Consider the following 22,523-nt stretch of genomic DNA (forward strand, 5'->3'; position numbering starts at 1 on the left):
GGAGCGACACACGAGGTTCGAACTCGTGACCTCAACCTTGGCAAGGTTGCGCTCTACCAACTGAGCTAGTGTCGCATCAACAACGTTTCCGCTGTTTAGGGCTGCGAATTATAAGAGCATTTTTTTGTGATGCAAGTCCTTCCTTCAAAAAAACTTTATTTTTTTACTGAACGACGAAAAAGCAATCAAAAGCGATATAAATTACAACAATTTGGATCGCAACCTTAACAGTTAAATCTTGAAAATAGTACCTCGATAGTACTTAAGTTCTGCGATGGACTCACGAATGTCGTCCAAGGCCAAATGTGTTCCCTGTTTTGTGAACCCATTTAGCACCTCAGGTTGCCAGCGACGTGCTAGTTCTTTAAGAGTACTAACGTCAACATATCGGTAATGGAAGAACTCTTCCAACTCAGGCATGTGCTTGTATAAAAAGCGACGATCCTGCCCAATGCTGTTACCACATATTGGCGACGCCCCTTTTGGCACCCATTTTTCTAAAAATTCAATGGTTTGTGCGACTGCGTCTTGTTCTGAGATTTGACTGTTTCGAACGCGCTCCACCAAACCGCTTGCCGTATGCGTATTAGTACACCAGTCGTCCATTTTCGCTAGTTCTTCTTCCGGCTGATGAATCGCTAACACTGGACCTTCAGCCAAAATATTTAGTTCGCTATCCGTGACAATAGAAGCAATTTCGATGATTTTGTGCGTTTCAGGATCAAGCCCTGTCATCTCTAAATCAACCCAAATTAGGTTTTGATCGCTAAAGGACATGGTTACGCCGCCTATTTGTTTATCGATAAAAGAGGTACTATACCTCAAAATACGAGAAACACGATACTCATACACGGAGCCAAGAGTACGGCTCAACCATTTGAGTAAATTCACATAAAGTACAGAATTGTGGCAAAGAAGAAAAAGTTAACCAAAGGTCAGGTGCGACGCGTACGTAGCAACCAACAAAAGCGTTTGAAGAAGCAAGAAGAGTCCATCCAGTGGGATGAAAACATGCTAGGCGCCAGCAAGCAAGGTCTCGTGATCACTCGTTTTGGTCAGCACGCGGACATTGAAGACCTTGAAACAGGCGAAATTCAACGCTGTAACCTCCGCCGTGGTATTGAGTCTCTAGTATCTGGCGATCGTGTTTTATGGCGCGAAGGATTGGAGTCTATGGCGGGCATCTCTGGTGTTGTTGAAGCGGTAGAACCTCGCTCTTCAGTGCTCACTCGTCCAGATTATTACGATGGCCTAAAACCCGTTGCAGCCAATATTGATCAAATGGTCATTGTCTCTTCGGTATTACCAGAGCTATCGCTAAATATTATTGACCGCTATCTCGTTGCATCAGAAACACTGAATATTGCGCCATTGTTGGTCTTAAATAAAGTCGACCTTCTAGAAGCCGATGATCGTGCAATGTATGAAGAATGGCTCAAAGAATATGAACGCATTGGCTATAAAGTGCTTCTGGTCAGCAAGAAGTCTGGAGAAGGCATTGCTGAACTAGAAACCCTGCTGCGTGACCGAATTAATATCTTTGTTGGTCAATCAGGCGTAGGGAAATCCAGCTTAGTCAACGCGTTAATGCCGGAACTAGAGAGCGAAGTGGAAGAAGGCGAAGTCTCTGAGAACTCTGGCTTGGGCCAACACACCACGACGGCTGCACGTTTATACCACATTCCAACGGGTGGCGATTTGATCGACTCACCTGGAGTACGTGAATTTGGTCTTTGGCATTTGGAAGCAGAAGAAGTAACAAAAGCATTCGTTGAATTTCGACCATATTTAGGTGGTTGCAAGTTCCGAGATTGTAAACACAATGATGACCCAGGCTGCCTTCTACGTGAAGCTGTCGAGAACGGGGAAATTAACGAAACTCGCTTTGAAAACTATCATCGCATTTTGGAAAGCATGGTTGAAAATAAAGCAAATCGTCAGTATTCACGTAATAAAAAAGCCGATCTGTAATTGAGTTAAGGCTGTAACTGTGTAAAAAGTCTTCACCTAATACTGACAAGCAAATTAAATTTCAGTAACATCACGCGCCCTAAAGCGCGAATCTAACAGAAGTATCGGAATTAAAGATGGACAAGTTTAAAGTTGGACTGCAGTACTGGATCCCACAACACGGCCTCACTCGCCTAATGGGTAAACTGGCTTCAGCAAAAGCTGGCGGTCTAACAACAGCAGTTATTCGTTGGTTTATCAAACAATACAATGTGAATATGGATGAGGCAAAGCACTCAGATCCTAAGCATTTTAAAACGTTCAACGAGTTTTTCGTTCGTGAGCTAAAAGAAGGCGCACGCCCAATTTCTGAAGGCGAAAACGTCATCACTCATCCAGCCGACGCTTGTGTTAGCCAGTTTGGCCCTATTGAAGATGGTCAACTTATCCAAGCAAAAGGTCATCACTTCTCAGCACAAGAATTGCTGGGCGGTGACGCGAATTTAGCGGGCGAATTTAAAGATGGTTCTTTTGCCACATTGTATCTATCTCCGCGCGATTACCACCGTGTACACATGCCATGTGACGGCACTCTGCGCCAAATGATTTACGTACCAGGTGACCTGTTCTCAGTAAACCCTCTGACAGCAGAAAACGTACCGAACCTATTTGCACGTAACGAGCGTGTGGTGTGTATCTTCGATACTGAGTTTGGTCCAATGGCACAGGTGCTTGTTGGTGCGACAATTGTTGGCAGCATTGAGCAAGTATGGGCTGGCACGATCACTCCGCCTCGTGGAAACACTGTCTACAAATGGGATTACCCAGCAGAGGGTGACAAGGCCGTGATCTTGAAAAAAGGCGAAGAGATGGGCCGCTTCAAACTGGGTTCTACTGTTATTAACCTGTTTGCCAAAGACGCGATTGAGTTTGACGCAAGCATGGAAAACGGTAAGCCAACCGTTATGGGCACACCTTACGCCTTGAAAAAATAAGTAAAACACCGTTAAAGAGCCCTTTATTAAGGGCTCTTTTTATTGATAAAAAGCAAAACTCCGTTCGAAATTTAGCCTCTATTTCTCAAACTCATACCTGCCTCTAAGACCCTCATTCCACAATCAATTATCCTGCGCTTAGAATGAATATTTAGAGGGGCAGCCAATGCCAAAGATGAGTGTAAACACGTTGGCGAAATTGCTGGTGTGCTTTTTAATTCCGCTCGGTGTTTTGATGATGCCGATCGATGCTATTCCTATTGACGATCTCACTTTAATTCAGCATCGCCTGTTGGCTATTTTTCTTCTTGCTGCCCTACTTTGGGTTCTCGAGCCGGTTCCCGTTTTTGCTACGTCCATTCTTATTATCGCTCTTGAACTGATCATGATATCGGATAAAGGTTTGCATCTATTTCGCAATCCACCAGCGGGGCATGATTTAGGGGAGTTAATTGCTTACACCGATATTTTCTCGGCCTTCTCTTCACCGATCATTATTCTTTTTATGGGTGGTTTTGCTCTCGCGATTGCGGCTTCCAAATACGAGCTCGACAACAACCTCGCCCGAGTGCTACTAAAACCATTCGGCACACAACCTAAGTTCATCATGCTGGGCTTGATGTTAATTACCGCCGTTTTTTCAATGTTTATGTCCAATACTGCCACGACCGTGATGATGCTAGCCCTGCTTGGCCCCATCGTCGCTTCAGCACCTAAAGGGGACTTAGGGATTAAAGCACTGGTGTTGTGTATTCCAATTGCCGCGAATACAGGCGGCATTGCGACTCCGATAGGCACGCCACCTAATGCGATAGCGCTTCAATATCTCACTGGAGAAAACGCGATAGACTTCCTATCGTGGATGACAATGGGTCTACCATTTGTGTTGGTACAACTCACTGTAGCTTGGTTCTTGTTGCAAAAGCTGTTTCCGTCTAGCGAACCAGAAATGAAACTAAAGCTAGATGGTACATTCAAAAGGAGCTGGCGTGCGATCGTCGTCTACATCACTTTTGCACTAACCATTGTGCTTTGGATGACAACGAAAGTGCATGGCATGAATACATACGTTGTCGCGATTATCCCACTAGCAGTGTTCACGTTAACGGGCATTATGGGAAAAGAAGAGCTCAAGCTGATTAACTGGGATGTTTTATGGCTGGTTGCCGGTGGTATAGCAATTGGTATTGCCTTAGACAAAACGGGCTTAGCCGAAGCATTAGCGCACGCCATTGATTACAGCCTGCTATCACCATTTGCCGTTGTTTTAGCCCTATCAGTAGTGTGTTGGTTAATGGCGAACTTTATGTCTAATACCGCAACAGCAAACTTATTGATGCCTATTGCTGCCGCTATTGGTACATCCATGCCAAGCCTTATTGCGGTTGGTGGCCTACAAGGTTTACTGGTTGTCGTCGCCTTCTCCGCATCACTTGGCATGATCTTACCGGTTTCCACACCACCAAACTCTTTGGCTTATTCAACAGGCCTCATCGAGAGCAAAGACATGGCGAAAGTAGGCCTGATTCTCGGTTTGATTGGTCTACTTATCGTGTATGGCGCAGTTTTGGTACTGTTTTAATCGAAGAGCTCCATGAAAAAGCGTGTTGTCATGGAGCTGCTCTCCAGCTACTGCCCTTACAGAGCGGCTTTTACATCCCATAAATTTCGTGCATATTAAGACTCCTCTACTCTACAAGGACGTCGACACATCATGGGTTACGAATGGCTTGCTTTATGCGCCGCTTTTCTGTGGGCAGTTTCTAGCCTAATTTCGGTCATTCCTGCACAACACCTAGGCGCATTTTCTTACAGCCGCTGGCGTATGGGCTGCACAGCCGTGATCTTATCAACTATGGCCTGGATAACTGGCGGCTGGTTAACGGTTTCTTGGGAACATGTAACGCCAATGATGGCCTCAGGACTGATTGGTATTTTTATTGGCGATACCGCTCTATTCGCGTGTTTGAATCGTATGGGGCCAAGACAAGCCGGGTTACTCTTCTCTTGCCACGCCGTGTTCTCTGCCATCTTGGGCTACTTCTTATTTAGCGAAGTCATGACCACAATAGAACTACTGGGCGCATCATTGGTATTTAGCGGCGTGGTGATGGCGATATTCTTTGGCCGAAGAGGTCAAGTGAATAACGTCTTGGAAGACATTAAAGGTAACATCTGGGTGGGCATTGGACTTGGCTTAACCGCAGCAATGTGCCAAGCATTGGGCGGCATCATCGCCAAGCCAGTAATGCAAACCAGTATTGACCCAGTTGCGGCTTCTGCTATTCGAATGATCAGTGCCTTTTTCGCCCACAGCATGTTGTTAATTCTAGGAGTCAAAGTCGCTCGCTCGACGCAACACATTACTTGGCGCATATTTGGTATTACTGCGCTTAATGGTTTCTTGGCGATGGCCGTCGGCATGACGCTAATCTTATACGCACTGCAAGAAGGAAATGTAGGTATGGTTGCCCTTCTATCTTCAACCACGCCAATTATGTTGCTACCACTGCTCTGGATTTACACCAAACGCCGACCAAACCGATTTGCATGGTTGGGCGCAGCCCTAGCTGTGATTGGTGCGGGCATATTGGTTCAGTAACCTTGCAGACCAGTCCTTACTGCCAGATACAAAAAAGCCCGAGTTTAAACTCGGGCTTTTGTCATGCTGAGCCGTTAGTTAACTATTTAACTAATACTTCACCCGTCATTTCTGCTGGGATTTCCAGACCAGCTAGAGAAAGCATGGTTGGTGCAAGGTCAGACAGTTTACCGCCTTCTTTGAATTCAACCACTTTGTCACCTACATAGATTAGAGGCACTGGTAGGTTAGTGTGAGCAGTGTGGATGCCGCCAGTTTCAGGGTCGATCATCATTTCTGCGTTACCGTGGTCCGCAGTGATCAATAGTTGACCGCCAACTTCTTTGATTGCTTCAACCACTTTACCCACACTTTCATCTAGAGCTTCGATTGCTTTCTCAGCCGCTTCATAAACGCCAGTGTGACCAACCATATCTGCGTTCGGGTAGTTACAGATGATGGTATCGAACTTACCAGACTTGATAGCCGCAACCATCTTATCTGTTAGTTCTGGAGAGCTCATTTCAGGCTGCATGTCGTACGTTGCAACTTTTGGTGAAGCAACCAATTGACGCTCTTCGCCTTCAAATTCGTTCTCAACACCACCGTTGAAGAAGAAAGTCACGTGTGCGTATTTTTCTGTTTCAGAGATACGTAGCTGAGTTTGACCTTGTTTAGATAGCCACTCACCGTAAGTGTTTTCTAGAGACGCAGGTGGGAATGCGATAGCTAGAGGGATATCAGCCGCGTATTGAGTCAGCATCACAAAGTTGATTGCTGGGAATACTGCACGCTCAAAGCCGTCAAACGCAGGAACGAATGCACGAGTGATTTGACGTGCACGGTCAGCACGGTAGTTCATGAAGATAACCGCATCACCATCTTGCATGATTGCGTCTTCTTGACCTTCCGCTTTGATAGCTGTTGCTTTAACGAATTCGTCGTTTTCTTCACGAGCGTAAGCCGCTTCTAGACCTGCAACTGCCGTTTCTGCTGTGAACTCAGCTTTAGCTTGAGTTAGAAGATCGTAAGCAACTTGGACGCGATCCCAGTTGTTGTCACGGTCCATTGCGTAGTAACGACCTACTAGAGAAGCAACGCGGCCTTTACCTAGTTTCGCAAATAGGTCTTGGAAACGTTGTAGTGAGTTTTCAGCACTACGTGGTGGTGTGTCACGGCCGTCTAGGAAGCAGTGTAGGTAGATTTTCTCTGCGCCACGCGCCGCTGCCATTTCAACTGCAGCGTAAATGTGGTCTTCGTGAGAGTGAACACCGCCTGGAGACATCAGGCCCATGATGTGTACTGCTTTTTCAGCTTTCACAGCAGAGTCGATTGCTTCAACTAGCGCAGGCGTTTGTTCGAACTCACCATCAGCAATTGATTTAGTGATACGAGTCAGGTCTTGGTATACAACGCGGCCTGCACCAATGTTAGTGTGACCAACTTCAGAGTTACCCATTTGACCATCAGGAAGGCCAACATCCATGCCTGAAGCAGAGATTAATGTGTGTGGGTTATTCGCAATCAGAGCATCCATTACTGGTGTTTTCGCATTCGCAATTGCGTTACTTGCTGTGTCTTCACGGTAACCGTAACCGTCAAGGATAACTAGAGCCAGTGGCTTCTTAGCTGACATAGTGATGACCTCATCAAATTTAAGTAACTTTTGGCGTAGGGCCTCGCTGCCCTATCTAACCTTGAAACAAAACTAGCGTAATTTTACTACACTTTTTAACCAAAACTGTAGGTTAAGATCAAATAATGTTTGCGATTTATTGTTGCTATCTTACAAGTTAAGCGAACAACGAGTCAGTGCCGACAATCGTGTTCCACAAGCATAGTCATTTCTAATACGCTTTGTACACCCCAGTCTAAGTTCGGTTTTCTTACGCTTCTCATTCTTATTTTTGCACTTGAAACAGCGCTAATTTAAAGCAACATCAAACAAGATGGGTTAATACCTATTGTTCTCTTTTCTCAGTAAAACAGAAGTCACTTAAACCGATAAGTCCAATAGGCAAAAGCAATCAAGCTACCAGAGCGAAATGTACGGATAGTAAGGGCATAAAGGGTTTATAGAGATCTCAATTATTCGTTAGAAAATTTTAACCCTCTCGCCTAAGAGCCGTAACCTCGCTATACTCCTGCTTTATTTTTCCGCCAACAGCGTAAGAGCTCAAGACATGCAAGAGTACATTGAATTTTTCCAACAGAACATGATTCTATCTTTGGTTTGGGTAGGTCTTCTTGTCGCCTTTATCATGAACATCGTGAAGTCAGCGACAGCCGCATACAAAGAAATCAACGTAAACCAACTGACTCATCTTATGAACCGTGAAAACGGCGTTGTAGTGGATATCCGTACCAAGGACGAGTTCAAAAAAGGTCATATCACCGACTCACTTCACATTTTACCGTCAGACATCAAAGCGGGTAACTTGGGTAGCCTTGAAAACCACAAATCAGACCCAATCATTGTGGTATGCAAGACAGGACAGACCGCTCAAGAAAGCGCAAACCTATTAGTAAAAGCTGGCTTCGAAAAAGTGAGCCTACTAAAAAATGGTTTGATTGCGTGGAACGAAGCGAACCTGCCGTTAGTTCGCGGTAAAAAGTAGGAACGTGGCAAGAACGAAAGTTCGCGTTTAAACGCGCTTTTACCAAGCCTCGCGGACAAAAAACTGAGCAAATTGAAAGCAGTTGGAGCACTAAGTTGTGACGCTTTGCACGTAATACACGCTTCATCTAGTCAAGGTAGATTGGCTCAGTTAGTCTCAGGACATACCAGTTTTCTGAGCTTAGACGTTTCTAGGCTCAACAAATATTGATTTAAGGATTAAAAAATGGCTGAAGCAGCACCTCAAGACGCACAACAAAACTTCGCAATTCAACGCATCTTCCTAAAAGACGTTTCTTTTGAAGCGCCGAACTCTCCAGTAATTTTCCAGAAAGAGTGGAACCCAGACGTTAAACTAGACCTAGACACTCAAAGCCGTGAGCTTGGTGAAGGCGTTTACGAAGTTGTTCTACGCCTAACCGTTACTGTGAAGAACGAAGAAGAGACTGCGTTCCTATGTGAAGTTCAACAAGGTGGTATCTTCACTGCTGAACAAATGGAAGCTGGTCAACTTGCACATTGCCTAGGCGCATTCTGCCCGAACATCCTATTCCCATACGCTCGTGAAACTATCTCAAGCCTAGTCGTTAAAGGTACGTTCCCTCAACTGAACCTAGCGCCAGTAAACTTTGACGCGCTATTCATGAACTACCTACAACAGCAAGCTCAACAAGGCGAAGCTGAAGCGTAATTCACGTTTTATAAGTGACGAATAGCCACAGTGCTGACGTCACCGAATCAAATAAAATGCACAGAGCGTCTACCATCCGATGCAATGTGCATTTTTTATTTCTGACAAAAGTTCCTAGTTCCTAATCGCCAGAAGGCGTAAAATTTGACGATTAGGAACTAGATTCTACTAGTAGCAAGACAATTAGGCGGTAGCATGACACAAGCAAATACAAACAATGCTTACGGTAAAGACATCGCAATGACTGTGATTGGCGCAGGCTCATACGGCACCTCTTTGGCAATCTCACTCGCTCGTAACGGCGCGAACGTTGTCCTTTGGGGACACGAGCCAGAGCACATGGCTCGCCTAGAAGCAGACCGAGCTAACCATGCCTTCTTACCAGGTGTTGATTTCCCTGAAAGCTTGATCATTGAATCGGATTTAGAAAAAGCCGTTCAAGCAAGCCGAGATTTGTTGGTTGTGGTTCCAAGCCATGTCTTTGGCATCGTGCTAAACAGCTGTAAACCATTCTTGCGCGAAGACTCTCGCATCTGTTGGGCAACCAAAGGGCTTGAACCTGAAACGGGGCGCCTACTGAAAGACGTCGCTTATGACATTATCGGTGAAAACTACTCACTAGCAGTATTGTCTGGCCCAACGTTTGCGAAAGAGCTCGCAATGGGTATGCCGACAGCAATTTCAGTTGCGTCTCCAGATTCTGAATTTGTTGCGGATCTACAAGAAAAAATCCACTGTAGCAAAACCTTCCGCGTATACGCTAATAGTGACTTTATTGGTATGCAACTGGGCGGCGCTGTGAAAAACGTTATTGCGATTGGTGCAGGTATGTCTGATGGTATCGGTTTTGGCGCCAACGCCCGTACTGCATTAATTACTCGTGGCTTAGCTGAAATGAGTCGCCTTGGTGCTGCGCTGGGTGCACAGCCAGAAACCTTTATGGGCATGGCGGGTTTAGGCGATCTTGTCCTGACATGTACCGATAACCAATCACGTAACCGACGCTTTGGCTTGGCATTAGGCCAAGGTAAAGACGTTGATACGGCTCAAGAAGAAATTGGTCAAGTGGTTGAAGGTTACCGCAATACAAAAGAAGTATGGCTACTTTCTCAACGTATGGGTGTTGAGATGCCGATAGTTGATCAAATTTATCAAGTATTGTATCAAGGAAAAGATGCGCGCTTAGCAGCGCAAGATTTACTTGCTCGTGACAAAAAAGCCGAAGGAAAGTAGCAATCTACCGCCCTTTGCAGCTCATCTGAGAAAAATTGAAGTTGTCGGGTCACGGAAGAACCACTCTGGATATTGAGAATGAAACACTGCGAAAAACAAAAAGTCTGGAACAAAATTGTCTCAGAAGCCCGTGAAATGTCAGAACAAGAGCCTATGCTGGCGAGCTTCTATCATGCCACCATTATCAAGCATGAAAGTTTGTGTGCCGCTCTGAGTTATATTCTGGCTAATAAATTGAACACCGCTTCCATGCCAGCGATGGCTGTACGTGAAGTGGTTGAAGAAGCCTTTGCAGCTGATCCAACCATCACTGACGGCGCGGCTTGTGATATTTGTGCCACGGTCAATCGCGACCCTGCTGTTTCAATGTACTCAATGCCATTGCTGTACCTAAAAGGCTATCACGCACTGCAAGGCTACCGAGTAGCAAACTGGCTATGGAAGCAAGGTCGTCACGCTCTTGCGACTTACCTACAAAATCAGATTTCGGTAGCATGTCAGGTCGATATCCACCCTGCAGCGCGCATTGGTAGTGGCATCATGCTCGACCATGCAACAGGCATCGTGATTGGTGAAACTGCCGTGGTCGAAAACGACGTGTCTATACTGCAAGATGTCACCCTTGGTGGTACTGGTAAAGAATGCGGTGATCGTCACCCGAAAATTCGCGAGGGTGTGATGATCGGAGCTGGTGCAAAGATTCTTGGCAATATCGAAGTCGGTGAAGGCGCGAAAATCGGATCTTGCTCTGTGGTATTGCAAGCCGTGCCTCCTCACACAACGGTGGCTGGCGTGCCTGCAAAAATCGTCGGACGTCCAAAAACGGATAAACCCTCTCTCGATATGGATCAAGGCTTTAACGGCAAGTCGCAAAGCTTTATCCATGGAGATGGTATTTAATCGTCAACAAACCTTTTTGACAACAACGTGGTAGGTAACTCTCAAGTGCGAAAACAAAATCACCCTGTTCTACGCTCGGCTATTTTATTAACTTGTGCTTTATCTGCCACTTATCCCATTACCTCCTCTGCTGTGAGTCAGCAAGAGCTCAAAGGCGTATCCAGTGAGATAAGCCGTCAGCGCAAATCGCTCTCTTCCCAAGAAAAGCAGCTCAATGAGTTACAGAAATCACTAAAAGATCAAGAGCTTGGTATTTCTAAGCTTGAGCGTGAAATACGACAAACCAAGTCTAACCTCGCACAAGCAGACAAAAACATAGAAAACCTGGAAGAGAAAATTGCCTTGCAAGAAGCACAGCGTCAAGAGCAAGAAGAAGAACTCAAACAGCTGCTGCAAACGTATTACGTAACCGAGCGAGCGAAGGCCAATGGTCACTTGTTAAATCAAGGTGTGGAAGAAGACCGCATGAGCCAATACTTCCAGCATTTAGCTAAAGCACGTGCTGAAGTGATTGATGCGATCACCAAAATAACCCAAGAATTAGCGCACAACAAAAACCAGCTCGAGCTAGAAAAAGAGCAAATCGAGACTCTGCTCAAGCAGCAATCCGAAAAACGTACAGCGCTAGCGAGTACACAATCCAAGCGTAAGCAAACCCTGAATAAAATTCAGAGCAGTATCAAGAATGACAAACGCTACTTAGCCGAGCTGCAACGCAACGAAACCCGTTTAAAAGCAGAGATCGCCAAAGCAGCGAAGCGTAATGCGGTGCCAATGGACGGACTCGGCAAACAGCGCGGTAAGTTGCCTTGGCCACTCAAAGGCAGTGTGTTACACAACTTTGGTACGCGACAAACTGGGCAGGTAAATTGGAAGGGTATGGTGTTGTCTGCCAACTATGGTCAACAAGTGAAAGCCGTTTATCCTGGTACTGTCGTATTTGCTGAGTATCTGCGCGGATACGGTTTAGTGGTACTGCTCGACCACGGCAAAGGTGACATGACCCTCTATGGTTACAACCAAGCCTTAACTAAAAAAGAAGGCGACCGAGTCACCGCCGGCGAAGTGATTGCTCTCGCGGGTGATACAGGTGGTCAAGACAGACCATCGCTGTACTTTGAAATTCGTCGTAATAGTGAAGCGCAGAATCCGAAATCTTGGTTAAAACGCTGATTATCTGACTCATAGACTTATAATAAAAAAGGAGCCACTCGGCTCCTTTTTTGTATTCATATTTTGGAAAATGCTATGCGTAGTAGGTTTCTACCGCATCAATAAAAGCATTCACATCATCTTTGCTTAACGCGTTGATTCCTGCCGCCGCCTCTCGCCCCCCACCTGTCGGGAACTGACCACACACGGCAACGGCACCTTGTTTATTGTTTAATGGGGCGCGGAGTGAAACCGTATAAGTACCATCTGCATTTTCAGTAAGTACCGCATGCGCAGAGTCAGGGGTTTGGTTTGCTAGCCAGTTGCCATAAACACCACTGATTCGGCGTGATGCCGCCGTGTTTGGTAACTCAAACAACTTCAGCTTACCACTCTCATGCATGGCAGGCACTGCGAGAGCCGCCTCCATGTCTTGTTGGTAAGCCGATTGCAATTGGTAGTATGGCGAGGCCGTATCTTCAATAGCTTCAAATGGTGACGTGTACTTCAGCAAAGCTCGGTACAGCTCCGCAGGGTGAAAGTGTAAATCTTCGACCTTCGATCCGTAGCCGTTGTAGTTAATTAAAGTACCCAGCTCTTTTAGCTGCTCTTTCTGTTGCTGCAACAAGCCCGCGTTATTCGCTAACTCATCGGCTTTAGCAATCATGTTATCGCCATAAGCCGCCGTAATCGCCCAGTCATGAAAACGCCCATCAAGCAACTTATCGACAATCAACGCCGTGCACATGTTGGCATCGAGATCGATGTGCGCATCCAAATTACCATGCTGAGGAATGTCGCCCGCTTTGTGATGATCGGCGTAAAAGACGTGCGCGCCTTGAGCCAAAGCTTGCTCTAGACCTGCCATGTTCTTTTCCATCGAAATGTCTAACACAGTCAGCTCATCACCCGCTTGCACGTCTACTTTTTCCACCAGCTTGATGTCGCGCTTTACACCGGTTATTAACTGGGCATCGACAGGATCAGCCAAACGCAATTGTAGAAGAGCAATGATGCCATCAGCATCACCATTAAAAATGTCGTAATTCATGGGGCGATAGTTCCTTTATCGAGAATCTTATCCCTGCAAGGGTTTTTAGCGTATGGGACTATTGTGCGTGGCATATTTGACAAGTCAACTCGAGCCACGACTCGAAAATGAGAGTGACTCTCGAAATATTAAGCAGTTTGACGTTTAACTGTGTAGATTGCTAACCGCATCTTCTAATAACAGTAGCTGCTCTAAGCCCTGCTCAGTTGCTAATGGCTTAACGACATTAAGCATCTGCAACATCCCTTGCTTCACCATTTGCTCGGTAATGTTGGTTTTTGAAGCCATCGCGGATTGATACGCCAACCAACTACACGCAATCAAGTGCAATGTACATACCAATGACTTCAACTGTTGTTGATCGACATTCAACAGCTTCATCGTTACGAACTCTTGCATAATAGCAATGAGGTTCGCTTGCAGCTTCTCTTGCACATCGATGTACTGTTCGTGTAGCTGTTCATCTCGTGACAAGATTTCTGGTAAGTTTGCGTAGAAAAAGCGGTATTTCCACATCAAGGTAAAAATAGAGTCTAGGTAGCTCTTCAGCATAGTCAGGCTCTCTTGCGAACCTTGAATAGGGGTAAATCTTTCTAAAAGTTCTGCTGAATAAAGCGCAAAGATCTCACGAACGATTTCTTGCTTATTGCGGAAGTGGTAATACAGATTACCAGGGCTAATTTCGATGTGATCGGCAATGTGATTGGTGGTGATGTTGCGCTCACCATGTTGGTTGAACAACTCCAGTGCCGCGTAGACGATTTTGTCGCGCGTTTTCATTGTTATCGTGTTCCCTCTTCATTAACGAATCGAGTATAGCGACTTCACCAACCTAGGTCGATAGAGGCTCCAAATACGGTAACATAACAGACCAGTTAAGATGCCAGTTGAGTTGGCGACAAGGTCTAACCAAGAAGTTTGTCGCCCTACATACCCTTGCAACCACTCAATAACGGCGCTGAATAGCAAAATACTAATCGCCACCGCCCAACGTTGACGCCAACGCCACACACAAAAACAACCTAAAAACGCAAAGCCGCTATACGCCATAGCGTGCTGCATTTTGTCGAGATACGCGATATTGCCCCAGTCTTGCAGTTCACCTGAACTCAGAGATAAAAAAGCGATCAATATGGCGTAGCTAAAGATGACGAAACGTGCAGCCGTCAGGTTCATTGGACGTCCTTATGCAATTGGAAATGGAAAGGCCGTCACTTGATCAATGTGGTCACAGCCTAGCGCCAGCATGATCAAACGATCGATACCCAACGCGACCCCTGCACAATCTGGCAACCCTGCTTCCAGTGCAGAGATCAGATGATAATCGATCGGCTGTGGTTTTAAACCCATTTCGATACGCTTTGCGTTATCTTGTTCAAAGCGCGCTAATTGCTCTTTCGGGTTATCCAGTTCATGAAATCCGTTCGCCAGCTCTATCCCCTTAAAGTACACTTCAAAACGATCCGCGACGCGATGATCTTGAGGATTGATTTTCGCAAGCGCCGCCTGTGATGCAGGGAAGTCGTACACAAAAGCCGGCACGTCCTGACCAATTTTGTTTTCTACTCCCACGCTAAATAGTAGTTGCAGCAGCGTATCGCGATCTTCTTCTGGCTCAGCAATGTCACTCAAACCCAGCTTGCTTGCCGCCGCTTTCAGCTCAGTCATTGAGCCTTCCAGTGGACACGCACCCAACACATCAATGAAGGCTTGCTGATACGTCATGCGCTGCGCTGCGCCACACTTCAATACCAGCTGCAACAGGTCATCCATTTCATCCATCAATTTATGATGGTCAAAGCCAACGCGATACCACTCCAACATCGTGAATTCAGGGTTGTGGTAGCGACCATTCTCTTCATTACGAAATGCTTTGTTGATTTGATAAATACAACCGCTGCCCGCAGCCAAAAGGCGCTTCATATGGAATTCTGGGCTGGTCATAAAAAACAGCTTACTGCCATCGGCATAGCCTGGGCCAACAAACTCGGTTTGGAAAGTATGCAAATGGATGTCAGTCACGGTTGCGTGACTCATGGCTGGCGTATCGACTTCCATCACCTGTCGGTCAGCGAAGAATTGTCGAATCGACGCGATTAACGTCGCACGTTGACGAAGTTGGTCAATGGAAGCAGTAGGTTGCCAGTTGGTTTGCATAACAAGTCTCTCAAACTTTAATTCAGCGAGGAAAGCCTCATTCTACATTCTTTTTACTCTTCAAGAAGAGAGGAATATCCCTTCTTCTTTTTACTAATGTGCTCGCCAATTTGAGGCAAGCATTACTCGTGCCGCAGAACAAAAAACACTCAGTTAAAATCCTATTATCCATGCGGTTAATGTCGCGCAACACAGGTTTAACATCCCTAATGTTAATGCTTGAGGGCCAAAACCTCGATGCCGTGATAGCAGTCACATAACCTATAAATTCTATGCCCTTAAGTGCATTACCGAAGCAAAAACCCAATTACATCAATTTTTCTGCCATGTGGCTCATCTACACTAACCCTACTACTTTTGGGGAGTTCTTTTTAAAGAGCGCCTCGTAATGACAATAACAAGCGGATTTCCGCAATCACACACTGGAGGATAACTGTGCAAATTATCACCACAGATATCGCAGTCATCGGCGCAGGCGGCGCTGGTCTTCGTACTGCTATTGCAGCGGCTGAAGCAAACCCAGACTTAGAAGTCGCTCTGATTTCTAAAGTTTATCCAATGCGCTCCCACACGGTAGCTGCAGAGGGTGGCTCAGCAGCAGTTATCAAGGATGAAGATAGCTTAGACAACCACTTCAACGACACTGTTGGCGGTGGTGACTGGCTATGTGAACAGGATGTTGTTGAATACTTTGTAGAGAACGCGACTCGCGAAATGATCCAAATGGAGCAATGGGGTTGCCCATGGAGTCGTAAAGAGAACGGTGAAGTCAACGTACGCCGCTTTGGTGGTATGAAGGTTGAACGTACTTGGTTCGCTGCAGACAAAACTGGCTTCCACATGCTTCATACGCTATTCCAGACATCAATGAAGTACAGCAACATCAAACGTTTTGATGAGTACTTTGTGGTGGATCTGCTTGTTGATGAAGGCGAAGTTCAAGGTCTGATTGCTATTCACATGTCTGAAGGCGAGCTTGTTACTATCAAAGCAAAATCTGTTGTTCTAGCAACAGGTGGCGCGGGCCGTGTTTACCACTGTAACACCAACGGCGGTATCGTAACGGGCGATGGTATGGCAATGGCTTACCGTCACGGCGTTCCTCTACGTGATATGGAATTCGTTCAATACCACCCAACAGGTCTTCCTGGTACAGGTATCCTGATGACGGAAGGTTGTCGTGGTGAAGGCGGTATCATCGTTAACAAGAATGGCTACCGTTACCTACAAGATTACGGTATGGGCCCTGAAACTCCAGTTGGCCAACCGAAGAACAAATACATGGAACTGGGTCCTCGTGACAAAGTTTCTCAAGCTTTCTGGCACGAACAACAGAAAGGCAACACCATCAAACACCCACTGGGTGACGTGGTGCACCTAGACCTTCGCCATCTTGGTGAGGAGTACCTACAAGAGCGTCTACCGTTCATCTGTGAACTAGCAAAAGCTTACGTAAACGTGGACCCTGCAAAAGAGCCAATTCCAATTCGTCCAACCGTTCACTACACCATGGGTGGTATTGAAACGGACGGCGGTTGTGAAACTCGCATTAAAGGCCTATTCGCGGTGGGTGAATGTGCGTCTGTTGGTCTTCACGGTGCAAACCGTCTAGGTTCAAACTCACTGGCTGAATTCGTAGTATTTGGGCGCGTAGCGGGTGAAAACGCAGTGAAACGCGCGGCAGAATTCAAAGGTTGGAACGACGCGGCAATTGACGCGCAAGTCAAAGCCGTTGAAGAGCGCATCGCGAAACTGATGAACCAAGAAGGCGACGAAAACTGGGCAGAAATACGCACAGAAATGGGCCACACCATGGAAGCGGGCTGTGGTATCTACCGCCAAGAAGATTTGATGCAAGCGACTATCGACAAAATCACTGAGTTGAAAGAACGCTACAAACGCATCAGCATCAAAGACAAAGGTAAAGTGTTCAACACAGACCTTCTATACGCAATCGAAGTGGGTTACGGCCTAGAAGTCGCAGAAGCGATGGTTCACTCTGCGATTCTACGTAAAGAATCTCGCGGTGCGCACCAACGTCTAGACGACGGTTGTACAGAACGTGATGACGTGAACTTCCTAAAACACTCACTTGCTTTCTACAAGCCAGAGTCAGCACCAAGTATCGATTACAGCAATGTGACCATCACTAAGTCACAACCAAAAGCTCGTCTATACGGTGAAGCAGCAGAAAAAGCAGCGGCTGAAGAGAAGAACGCAGAGGAGCAAGCATAATGTCAGCAAATCGCATTCAAAAAGTAGACATCCTGCGTTACGACCCAGAAAAAGATGCAGAACCATACAAGCAAACATTCGAAGTCCCATTCGATGAAACCATGTCTGTACTTGACGCACTTGGTTACATCAAAGACCACCTAGACAAAGATCTGTCTTACCGTTGGTCTTGTCGTATGGCGATCTGTGGTTCTTGCGGCATCATGGTGAACAACGTACCGAAACTTGCTTGTAAGAGCTTCCTACGTGACTACCCAGACGGCGTGACTATCGAGCCTCTAGCGAACTTCCCAATCGAGAAAGACTTGATTGTTGATATGACGCCATTCATCGAGCGCCTAGAAGCAATCAAACCATACATCATTGGTAACGATCGTAAACCAGAAGACGGTACGAACTTGCAAACGCCAGAACAGATGGCGAAATACAAGCAATTCTCTGGCTGTATCAACTGTGGTCTATGCTATGCAGCATGTCCTCAGTTTGGTCTTAACCCAGAGTTCATCGGTCCTGCTGCACTAACGCTAGCCCACCGCTACAACCTAGACAGCCGTGACAACGGTAAAGATGAGCGCATGAAGCTTATCAACGGTGAAAACGGTGCTTGGGGTTGTACGTTTGTTGGTTACTGTTCTGAAGTTTGTCCGAAGAACGTTGACCCAGCAGCGGCTGTAAACCAAGGCAAAGTGGAGTCTTCTATGGACTTCGTGATTGCTATGTTGAAACCTGATGGTTCACCAAAGAAAGTGGAGGCATAAGGATGAGCAATCGTAAACCTTACGTTCGTGAAGTAAAACGCACTTGGTGGAAGAACCATCCTTTCTACCGCTTCTACATGCTACGTGAAGCGACGGTGCTTCCGTTAATTCTATTCACTCTGTTCCTAACTTTCGGTTTAGGTTGCTTGGTGAAAGGTCCTGAAGCATGGCAAGGTTGGTTAGCGTTCATGGCGAACCCAATCGTCGTCGCAATCAACATCGTTGCACTACTCGGTAGCCTATTCCACGCTCAAACTTTCTTCAGCATGATGCCACAAGTAATGCCAATTCGTTTGAAAGGCAAACCAGTGGACAAGAAGATCATCGTATTGACTCAGTGGGCCGCGGTTGCGTTCATCTCACTGATCGTTCTCATCGTGGTGTAAGGAGCTGAGCAATGAAACCGAATTATAGTGTAAACACATCACCAAAACGTTCTGATGAGCCAATCTGGTGGGGTCTGTTTGGCGCAGGCGGTACTTGGTTCGCGATGATCACGCCAATCACTGTTCTTGTGCTAGGTATCTTGGTACCACTAGGCGTGATTGACGCAGAAGCGATGAGCTACGAGCGTGTCTCTGCATTCGCAACCAGCATCATCGGTGCGCTATTCATCATTGGCACGCTAGCATTGCCAATGTGGCACGCAATGCACCGTGTACACCACGGCATGCACGACCTTAAATTCCACACTGGTGTGATTGGTAAAATTGCATGCTATGCATTTGCAGGCCTCATCACTGCACTAGCAGTTATCTTTATCTTCATGATTTAAGAGACTGACCAAAAAAGAAAAAGCTGGCTAAATGCCAGCTTTTTTATTGCTTTGGGTTACCTATGATCTTTTTGCTTTTTAAGCTTTTGACCACCCATGATCTTATTGCTGTGCGACCTTCTTTGTCTGGTCCATAAGACCCAGAGCACCAAAGCCAGTAATCACATCTAGGTTTGTTTTCAAGCCCGTTTCGTCACTTCCACCAATGTAATTTTGTGGCATCTGAACTTGGAAGTTTTGCAAATTGTTGTACAGCGAGTTCGCTACGTCTCGATTCAATTCTGCCAAGTAAACTTCACGGTTTGCTCCTAACGCCGCATACTTACCTTTTAGGACTTCAGATTCTGCGCGACCTTTCGCTAATATCGCTTTCGCTTCAAACTCAGCAGAAAGTGCGTTCGCTTTTTGAATCGCTAAGTTAGCCTCTGCGATAGCTAGCTCTTTCTCCTTCTCGACTTCAGCAAGTCGTTTGGTCTTTTCCACTTCAACGATTTCACGCTCTGCAATCTGACGTGCAACTTCCACTTCTTTTTGCTGAGCAATAATTGCGAGTTCTTTACCACGCTGGGCGTCTTGCACCTCACGTGTTCGTTGAATCTCTTTGCGTAACTGCTCGGTCTCTGCCTGTGCTTTCGACGTTTCTTGTTCCTGAATCGCGCGAATACGATCCGCCACTAAACGCTTTTTATCTGCCAATAGCTGATCTAATTGCTTTTCTGGCTGCGGGTCACCAATGGTCACCTGCGTCACTTGAATGCCGTATTGTTGTAACGGATTGTCTTGACGAATTGGTTGCCCGGTTTTGTCTACGACAGGCACGGTTTTCCATACCAGTTGATTGGTGCGCTGTAATTGGTTCGGATTGGCTTGATTCGCCCCAACAGGCGCAAGATCCAACTCTTCCACTTCAACCTGACGTCGCTCTGTTAGATAAATCCCCTCTCGTAACTGATCGCCAAGTTTCGATTTGAACTGGTTCAAGCCACCTTGGAAAAACTCTTCACCCGTGTATTGGGTTGCGGTAATCACCGTTACGTTACGTGCGTTCTTTACAAGCAGCGCATCGATCAAGTTACTGTTGTTGCGGAACTCTTTGTGCATCTTCTTCACCGCTTCAGGGTCATTACTGAGCTTAAAGCGGAATGTTACGGGGATCTGACCAATATAGGTGTCGGCAAATCGAACCTGAATCGCATCAAGGCGTTGATAAAAATCTTCGCCCTTGCTGTTACCGAATGACACGGTGATCACTTGGTCATACTTGGTGATTTTGGACAGAAATGGCATGCGAAAATGAATGCCAGGTTCAGTAAACACATCCAACTCACCAGTAATATTATTCTGATGCACGTAGCTGTAACCCGCATCGGTCATCAGCACCGAGCTATTAATCGTTAAGCCTATTGCCAACAGCGGTACGCCAAATACGGCTGCTTTTAATCCTTTATGTAGTAACTGACGTCTTTCTTCCACCTTTAAACCCCTTCCTAAACCTCTGCTTTCCATTTTGTTCTCCTTTTTGGATTGTTACTGAGTTAAATCGATAAAAATCAGATTGCTATGCAACTCAGCGACAAGTACTAATGTATCAAAATGTTACATTAAGGAATAATCGACAGATTCATGGAATAAATAAGATTTTTACGAATAATACAAAATCATCAAAAATTTGCGGAGAATATCGATGTTTTACGCTGAGGGATTAAAAGAGAAGAATCACAGGCAATAAAAAAGGCCGCCGAAGCGACCTTTCTAACAATCATATAAAGTGCTTACTTCACACGACCTACGTATTCAGCAGTACGAGTATCTACGCGAATCACTTCACCAATTGAGATGAACAGAGGAACACGAACAACAGCGCCAGTTGATAGCGTCGCTGGTTTACCGCCAGTACCTTGAGTATCACCTTTCAGGCCTGGGTCTGTGTCTACAACTTCTAGCTCAACGAAGTTTGGTGGAGTAACAGTAATTGGGTTACCGTTCCAAAGAGTGATCATACAAGTGTTGTTTTCTACCAACCACTTAGCGTTTTCACCTACCGCTTTTGCATCCGCTGCGATCTGTTCAAACGTTTCACTGTTCATAAAGTGGTAGAATTCGCCGTCTGAATATAGATAATCTAGGTCGATATCCATTACGTCTGCCACTTCACAAGTGTCACCAGACTTGAATGTTTTCTCTAGCACTTTACCAGAAAGAAGTTTACGAATTTTAACACGGTTGAACGCTTGGCCTTTACCTGGTTTAACGTATTCGTTTTCCAGAATTACACAAGGCTCGTTATCAAGCATTAACTTAAGACCGCCTTTAAATTCATTGGTGCTAACTGTAGCCATTTTTTCCTCTTACATTCTTAGAGCTAAATTCAATGCCGCACATAATAACCCGAAAAGTCGAATCTGTTGAGCAAAACTGGCTCAAACAGTTGGCGAATGGGATCTCTGATCCTGCAAAATTGCTCGAAATACTGGAAATTGATCCTTCACCGTGGCAAGACGGGTTTGCCGCGCGCAAGCTGTTTGCACAGCGTGTACCGCAAAGTTTTGTCGATAGGATGGAGAAAGGCAACCCTAAAGACCCTCTTTTACGTCAGGTTTTACCACTGAGCGACGAATTTGAGGTGCATCCGGGTTACTCCAATGATCCATTGGAAGAGCAGGACAATGAAGTCCCTGGCCTGCTACACAAGTATCGCAACCGCGCCCTGATGATTGTCAAAGGTGGCTGCGCGGTAAATTGCCGTTACTGCTTTCGTCGTCACTTCCCTTATCAAGAGAACAAAAGCGGGAAACAAGCCTGGACCAAGTGCTTAGAGTACATGGCACAACAACCAGAGTTGAACGAAGTCATCTTCTCAGGTGGTGATCCATTAATGGCAAAAGACGATGAGATTCATTGGCTTTTAGAGCACATTGCTCACATTCCTCACATCAAACGTCTGCGTATTCATAGCCGTTTACCTGTGGTGATTCCAGCTCGAGTCACTGATGAACTATGCCAACTTCTGCAAGCATCAAGGTTACAAATCATCCTCGTCACTCACATCAACCATGCCAACGAAATCAATGACGAATTTGCTGAACAGATGTTCAAGCTCAAAAGAGCGGGCGTTACGCTTCTAAACCAAGGCGTTCTGCTGAAAGGCGTGAATGATTCGGTAGAAGCTCAAGTGGCGTTAAGTGAGGCCTTATTTGACGCGGGTATCTTGCCTTATTACCTCCACGTTCTTGATAAGGTGCAAGGCGCAGCGCACTACTTTATTTCGGACGAAGAAGCGAAAGCTATTATGCGCGGACTCATCACGCGTGTATCGGGTTATCTGGTACCAAAACTCACACGAGAAGTTGGTGGCAGGCCAAGTAAAACGCCGTTGGATTTGCATTTAGAATAAGCTCTGACACTCAATTAAATTTGTCGTCTAGATT

22 protein-coding genes and 1 tRNA gene are annotated in these 22,523 nt (G+C 46.0%); 14 read left to right on the top strand and 9 right to left on the bottom strand.

Annotated features, from left to right (window positions below; translation table 11 throughout):
• Positions 1 to 2: 2 nt before the first annotated feature.
• Together R7127_RS21135 and orn are read right to left on the bottom strand one after the other, a co-directional pair.
• Positions 3 to 75 (bottom strand) — tRNA-Gly (locus R7127_RS21135).
• A gap of 156 nt (positions 76 to 231) precedes the next feature.
• Positions 232 to 777, bottom strand: a complete 546-nt coding sequence (orn, locus tag R7127_RS21140) for an oligoribonuclease (RefSeq protein ID WP_017635574.1) — start codon at positions 775 to 777, stop codon at positions 232 to 234.
• Positions 778 to 906: 129 nt separating this feature from the next.
• Here orn and rsgA point away from each other — a divergent pair, with 129 nt between their 5' ends.
• The 4 genes from rsgA (at position 907) to R7127_RS21160 (ending at position 5,547) form a co-directional block, all read left to right on the top strand.
• Complete coding sequence (gene rsgA / locus R7127_RS21145) at positions 907 to 1,971, top strand: small ribosomal subunit biogenesis GTPase RsgA (RefSeq protein ID WP_025768798.1); 1,065 nt, start codon at positions 907 to 909, stop codon at positions 1,969 to 1,971.
• 116 nt (positions 1,972 to 2,087) lie between these two features.
• Entirely contained in the window at positions 2,088 to 2,945 is an 858-nt protein-coding gene (gene asd / locus R7127_RS21150) for an archaetidylserine decarboxylase (protein WP_172563465.1), read from the top strand.
• Between the two features lie 166 nt (positions 2,946 to 3,111).
• Complete coding sequence (locus R7127_RS21155) at positions 3,112 to 4,527, top strand: SLC13 family permease (protein ID WP_025768799.1); 1,416 nt, start codon at positions 3,112 to 3,114, stop codon at positions 4,525 to 4,527.
• A 132-nt stretch (positions 4,528 to 4,659) separates the two neighbouring features.
• Positions 4,660 to 5,547: a DMT family transporter gene (locus R7127_RS21160; RefSeq protein WP_005386417.1), complete on the top strand. Its 888-nt coding sequence runs from the start codon at positions 4,660 to 4,662 to the stop codon at positions 5,545 to 5,547.
• An 82-nt stretch (positions 5,548 to 5,629) separates the two neighbouring features.
• Here the strand turns inward: R7127_RS21160 and gpmM are convergent, their stop codons facing one another.
• Positions 5,630 to 7,162, bottom strand: coding sequence for a 2,3-bisphosphoglycerate-independent phosphoglycerate mutase (gene gpmM / locus R7127_RS21165; protein ID WP_172563464.1), 1,533 nt, complete (start codon positions 7,160 to 7,162; stop codon positions 5,630 to 5,632).
• A gap of 547 nt (positions 7,163 to 7,709) precedes the next feature.
• On the opposite strand from gpmM, the gene R7127_RS21170 reads away from it, so the two are divergent.
• The 5 genes from R7127_RS21170 to R7127_RS21190 all read left to right on the top strand — a co-directional run bounded on the left by R7127_RS21170 (position 7,710) and on the right by R7127_RS21190 (position 12,140).
• The gene (locus tag R7127_RS21170) at positions 7,710 to 8,144 is read left to right on the top strand and encodes a rhodanese-like domain-containing protein (RefSeq protein WP_005381472.1); all 435 of its coding nucleotides are present in this window, start codon (positions 7,710 to 7,712) and stop codon (positions 8,142 to 8,144) included.
• A 225-nt stretch (positions 8,145 to 8,369) separates the two neighbouring features.
• Positions 8,370 to 8,834, top strand: coding sequence for a protein-export chaperone SecB (gene secB / locus R7127_RS21175; protein WP_005386410.1), 465 nt, complete (start codon positions 8,370 to 8,372; stop codon positions 8,832 to 8,834).
• Positions 8,835 to 9,029: 195 nt separating this feature from the next.
• A complete protein-coding gene (gene gpsA / locus R7127_RS21180) occupies positions 9,030 to 10,067 on the top strand; it encodes an NAD(P)H-dependent glycerol-3-phosphate dehydrogenase (protein WP_005381474.1) in 1,038 nt (345 codons plus the stop codon).
• Positions 10,068 to 10,145: 78 nt separating this feature from the next.
• Entirely contained in the window at positions 10,146 to 10,967 is an 822-nt protein-coding gene (cysE, locus tag R7127_RS21185) for a serine O-acetyltransferase (RefSeq protein WP_005381475.1), read from the top strand.
• Positions 10,968 to 10,994: 27 nt separating this feature from the next.
• Positions 10,995 to 12,140 (top strand): murein hydrolase activator EnvC family protein, encoded by a 1,146-nt coding sequence (locus tag R7127_RS21190; protein WP_005381476.1) that lies wholly within the window; start codon positions 10,995 to 10,997, stop codon positions 12,138 to 12,140.
• Between the two features lie 73 nt (positions 12,141 to 12,213).
• Here R7127_RS21190 and R7127_RS21195 read toward each other — a convergent pair whose 3' ends face one another.
• From R7127_RS21195 to epmA, 4 genes are all read right to left on the bottom strand, one after another.
• Positions 12,214 to 13,170 (bottom strand): acetyltransferase, encoded by a 957-nt coding sequence (locus R7127_RS21195; RefSeq protein WP_017821834.1) that lies wholly within the window; start codon positions 13,168 to 13,170, stop codon positions 12,214 to 12,216.
• Positions 13,171 to 13,314: 144 nt separating this feature from the next.
• A complete protein-coding gene (locus R7127_RS21200; RefSeq protein WP_005381480.1) occupies positions 13,315 to 13,950 on the bottom strand; it encodes a TetR/AcrR family transcriptional regulator in 636 nt (211 codons plus the stop codon).
• Positions 13,951 to 13,971: 21 nt separating this feature from the next.
• A complete protein-coding gene (locus tag R7127_RS21205; protein ID WP_017635567.1) occupies positions 13,972 to 14,346 on the bottom strand; it encodes a VanZ family protein in 375 nt (124 codons plus the stop codon).
• 9 nt (positions 14,347 to 14,355) lie between these two features.
• Positions 14,356 to 15,327, bottom strand: coding sequence for an elongation factor P--(R)-beta-lysine ligase (gene epmA / locus R7127_RS21210; RefSeq protein WP_132937287.1), 972 nt, complete (start codon positions 15,325 to 15,327; stop codon positions 14,356 to 14,358).
• A 435-nt stretch (positions 15,328 to 15,762) separates the two neighbouring features.
• Between epmA and frdA the strand changes: the two genes are divergently transcribed.
• The 4 genes from frdA to frdD are packed head-to-tail and all read left to right on the top strand — an operon-like array spanning position 15,763 to position 19,095.
• Positions 15,763 to 17,562, top strand: a complete 1,800-nt coding sequence (frdA, locus tag R7127_RS21215) for a fumarate reductase (quinol) flavoprotein subunit (protein WP_005381487.1) — start codon at positions 15,763 to 15,765, stop codon at positions 17,560 to 17,562.
• On the top strand, positions 17,562 to 18,320 hold the full coding sequence (locus R7127_RS21220) for a succinate dehydrogenase/fumarate reductase iron-sulfur subunit (protein WP_318142067.1): 759 nt from the start codon (positions 17,562 to 17,564) through the stop codon (positions 18,318 to 18,320). Before frdA ends, R7127_RS21220 begins: the two co-directional genes overlap by 1 nt.
• A 2-nt stretch (positions 18,321 to 18,322) precedes the next feature.
• On the top strand, positions 18,323 to 18,706 hold the full coding sequence (frdC, locus tag R7127_RS21225) for a fumarate reductase subunit FrdC (RefSeq protein WP_005381491.1): 384 nt from the start codon (positions 18,323 to 18,325) through the stop codon (positions 18,704 to 18,706).
• A gap of 11 nt (positions 18,707 to 18,717) precedes the next feature.
• The gene (gene frdD / locus R7127_RS21230) at positions 18,718 to 19,095 is read left to right on the top strand and encodes a fumarate reductase subunit FrdD (protein ID WP_005381493.1); all 378 of its coding nucleotides are present in this window, start codon (positions 18,718 to 18,720) and stop codon (positions 19,093 to 19,095) included.
• A 102-nt stretch (positions 19,096 to 19,197) separates the two neighbouring features.
• Here the strand turns inward: frdD and R7127_RS21235 are convergent, their stop codons facing one another.
• Positions 19,198 to 20,601 (bottom strand): SPFH domain-containing protein, encoded by a 1,404-nt coding sequence (locus R7127_RS21235; RefSeq protein ID WP_005386397.1) that lies wholly within the window; start codon positions 20,599 to 20,601, stop codon positions 19,198 to 19,200.
• 266 nt (positions 20,602 to 20,867) lie between these two features.
• Positions 20,868 to 21,434, bottom strand: a complete 567-nt coding sequence (gene efp / locus R7127_RS21240; protein WP_005381500.1) for an elongation factor P — start codon at positions 21,432 to 21,434, stop codon at positions 20,868 to 20,870.
• Between the two features lie 32 nt (positions 21,435 to 21,466).
• Here efp and epmB point away from each other — a divergent pair, with 32 nt between their 5' ends.
• Entirely contained in the window at positions 21,467 to 22,489 is a 1,023-nt protein-coding gene (gene epmB / locus R7127_RS21245) for an EF-P beta-lysylation protein EpmB (RefSeq protein ID WP_053307395.1), read from the top strand.
• The last annotated feature ends 34 nt before the right edge of the window (positions 22,490 to 22,523 follow it).

Origin of the sequence: Vibrio sp. 1159, assembly GCF_033340395.1 — a bacterium.
Lineage (GTDB): Bacteria > Pseudomonadota > Gammaproteobacteria > Enterobacterales > Vibrionaceae > Vibrio > Vibrio alginolyticus.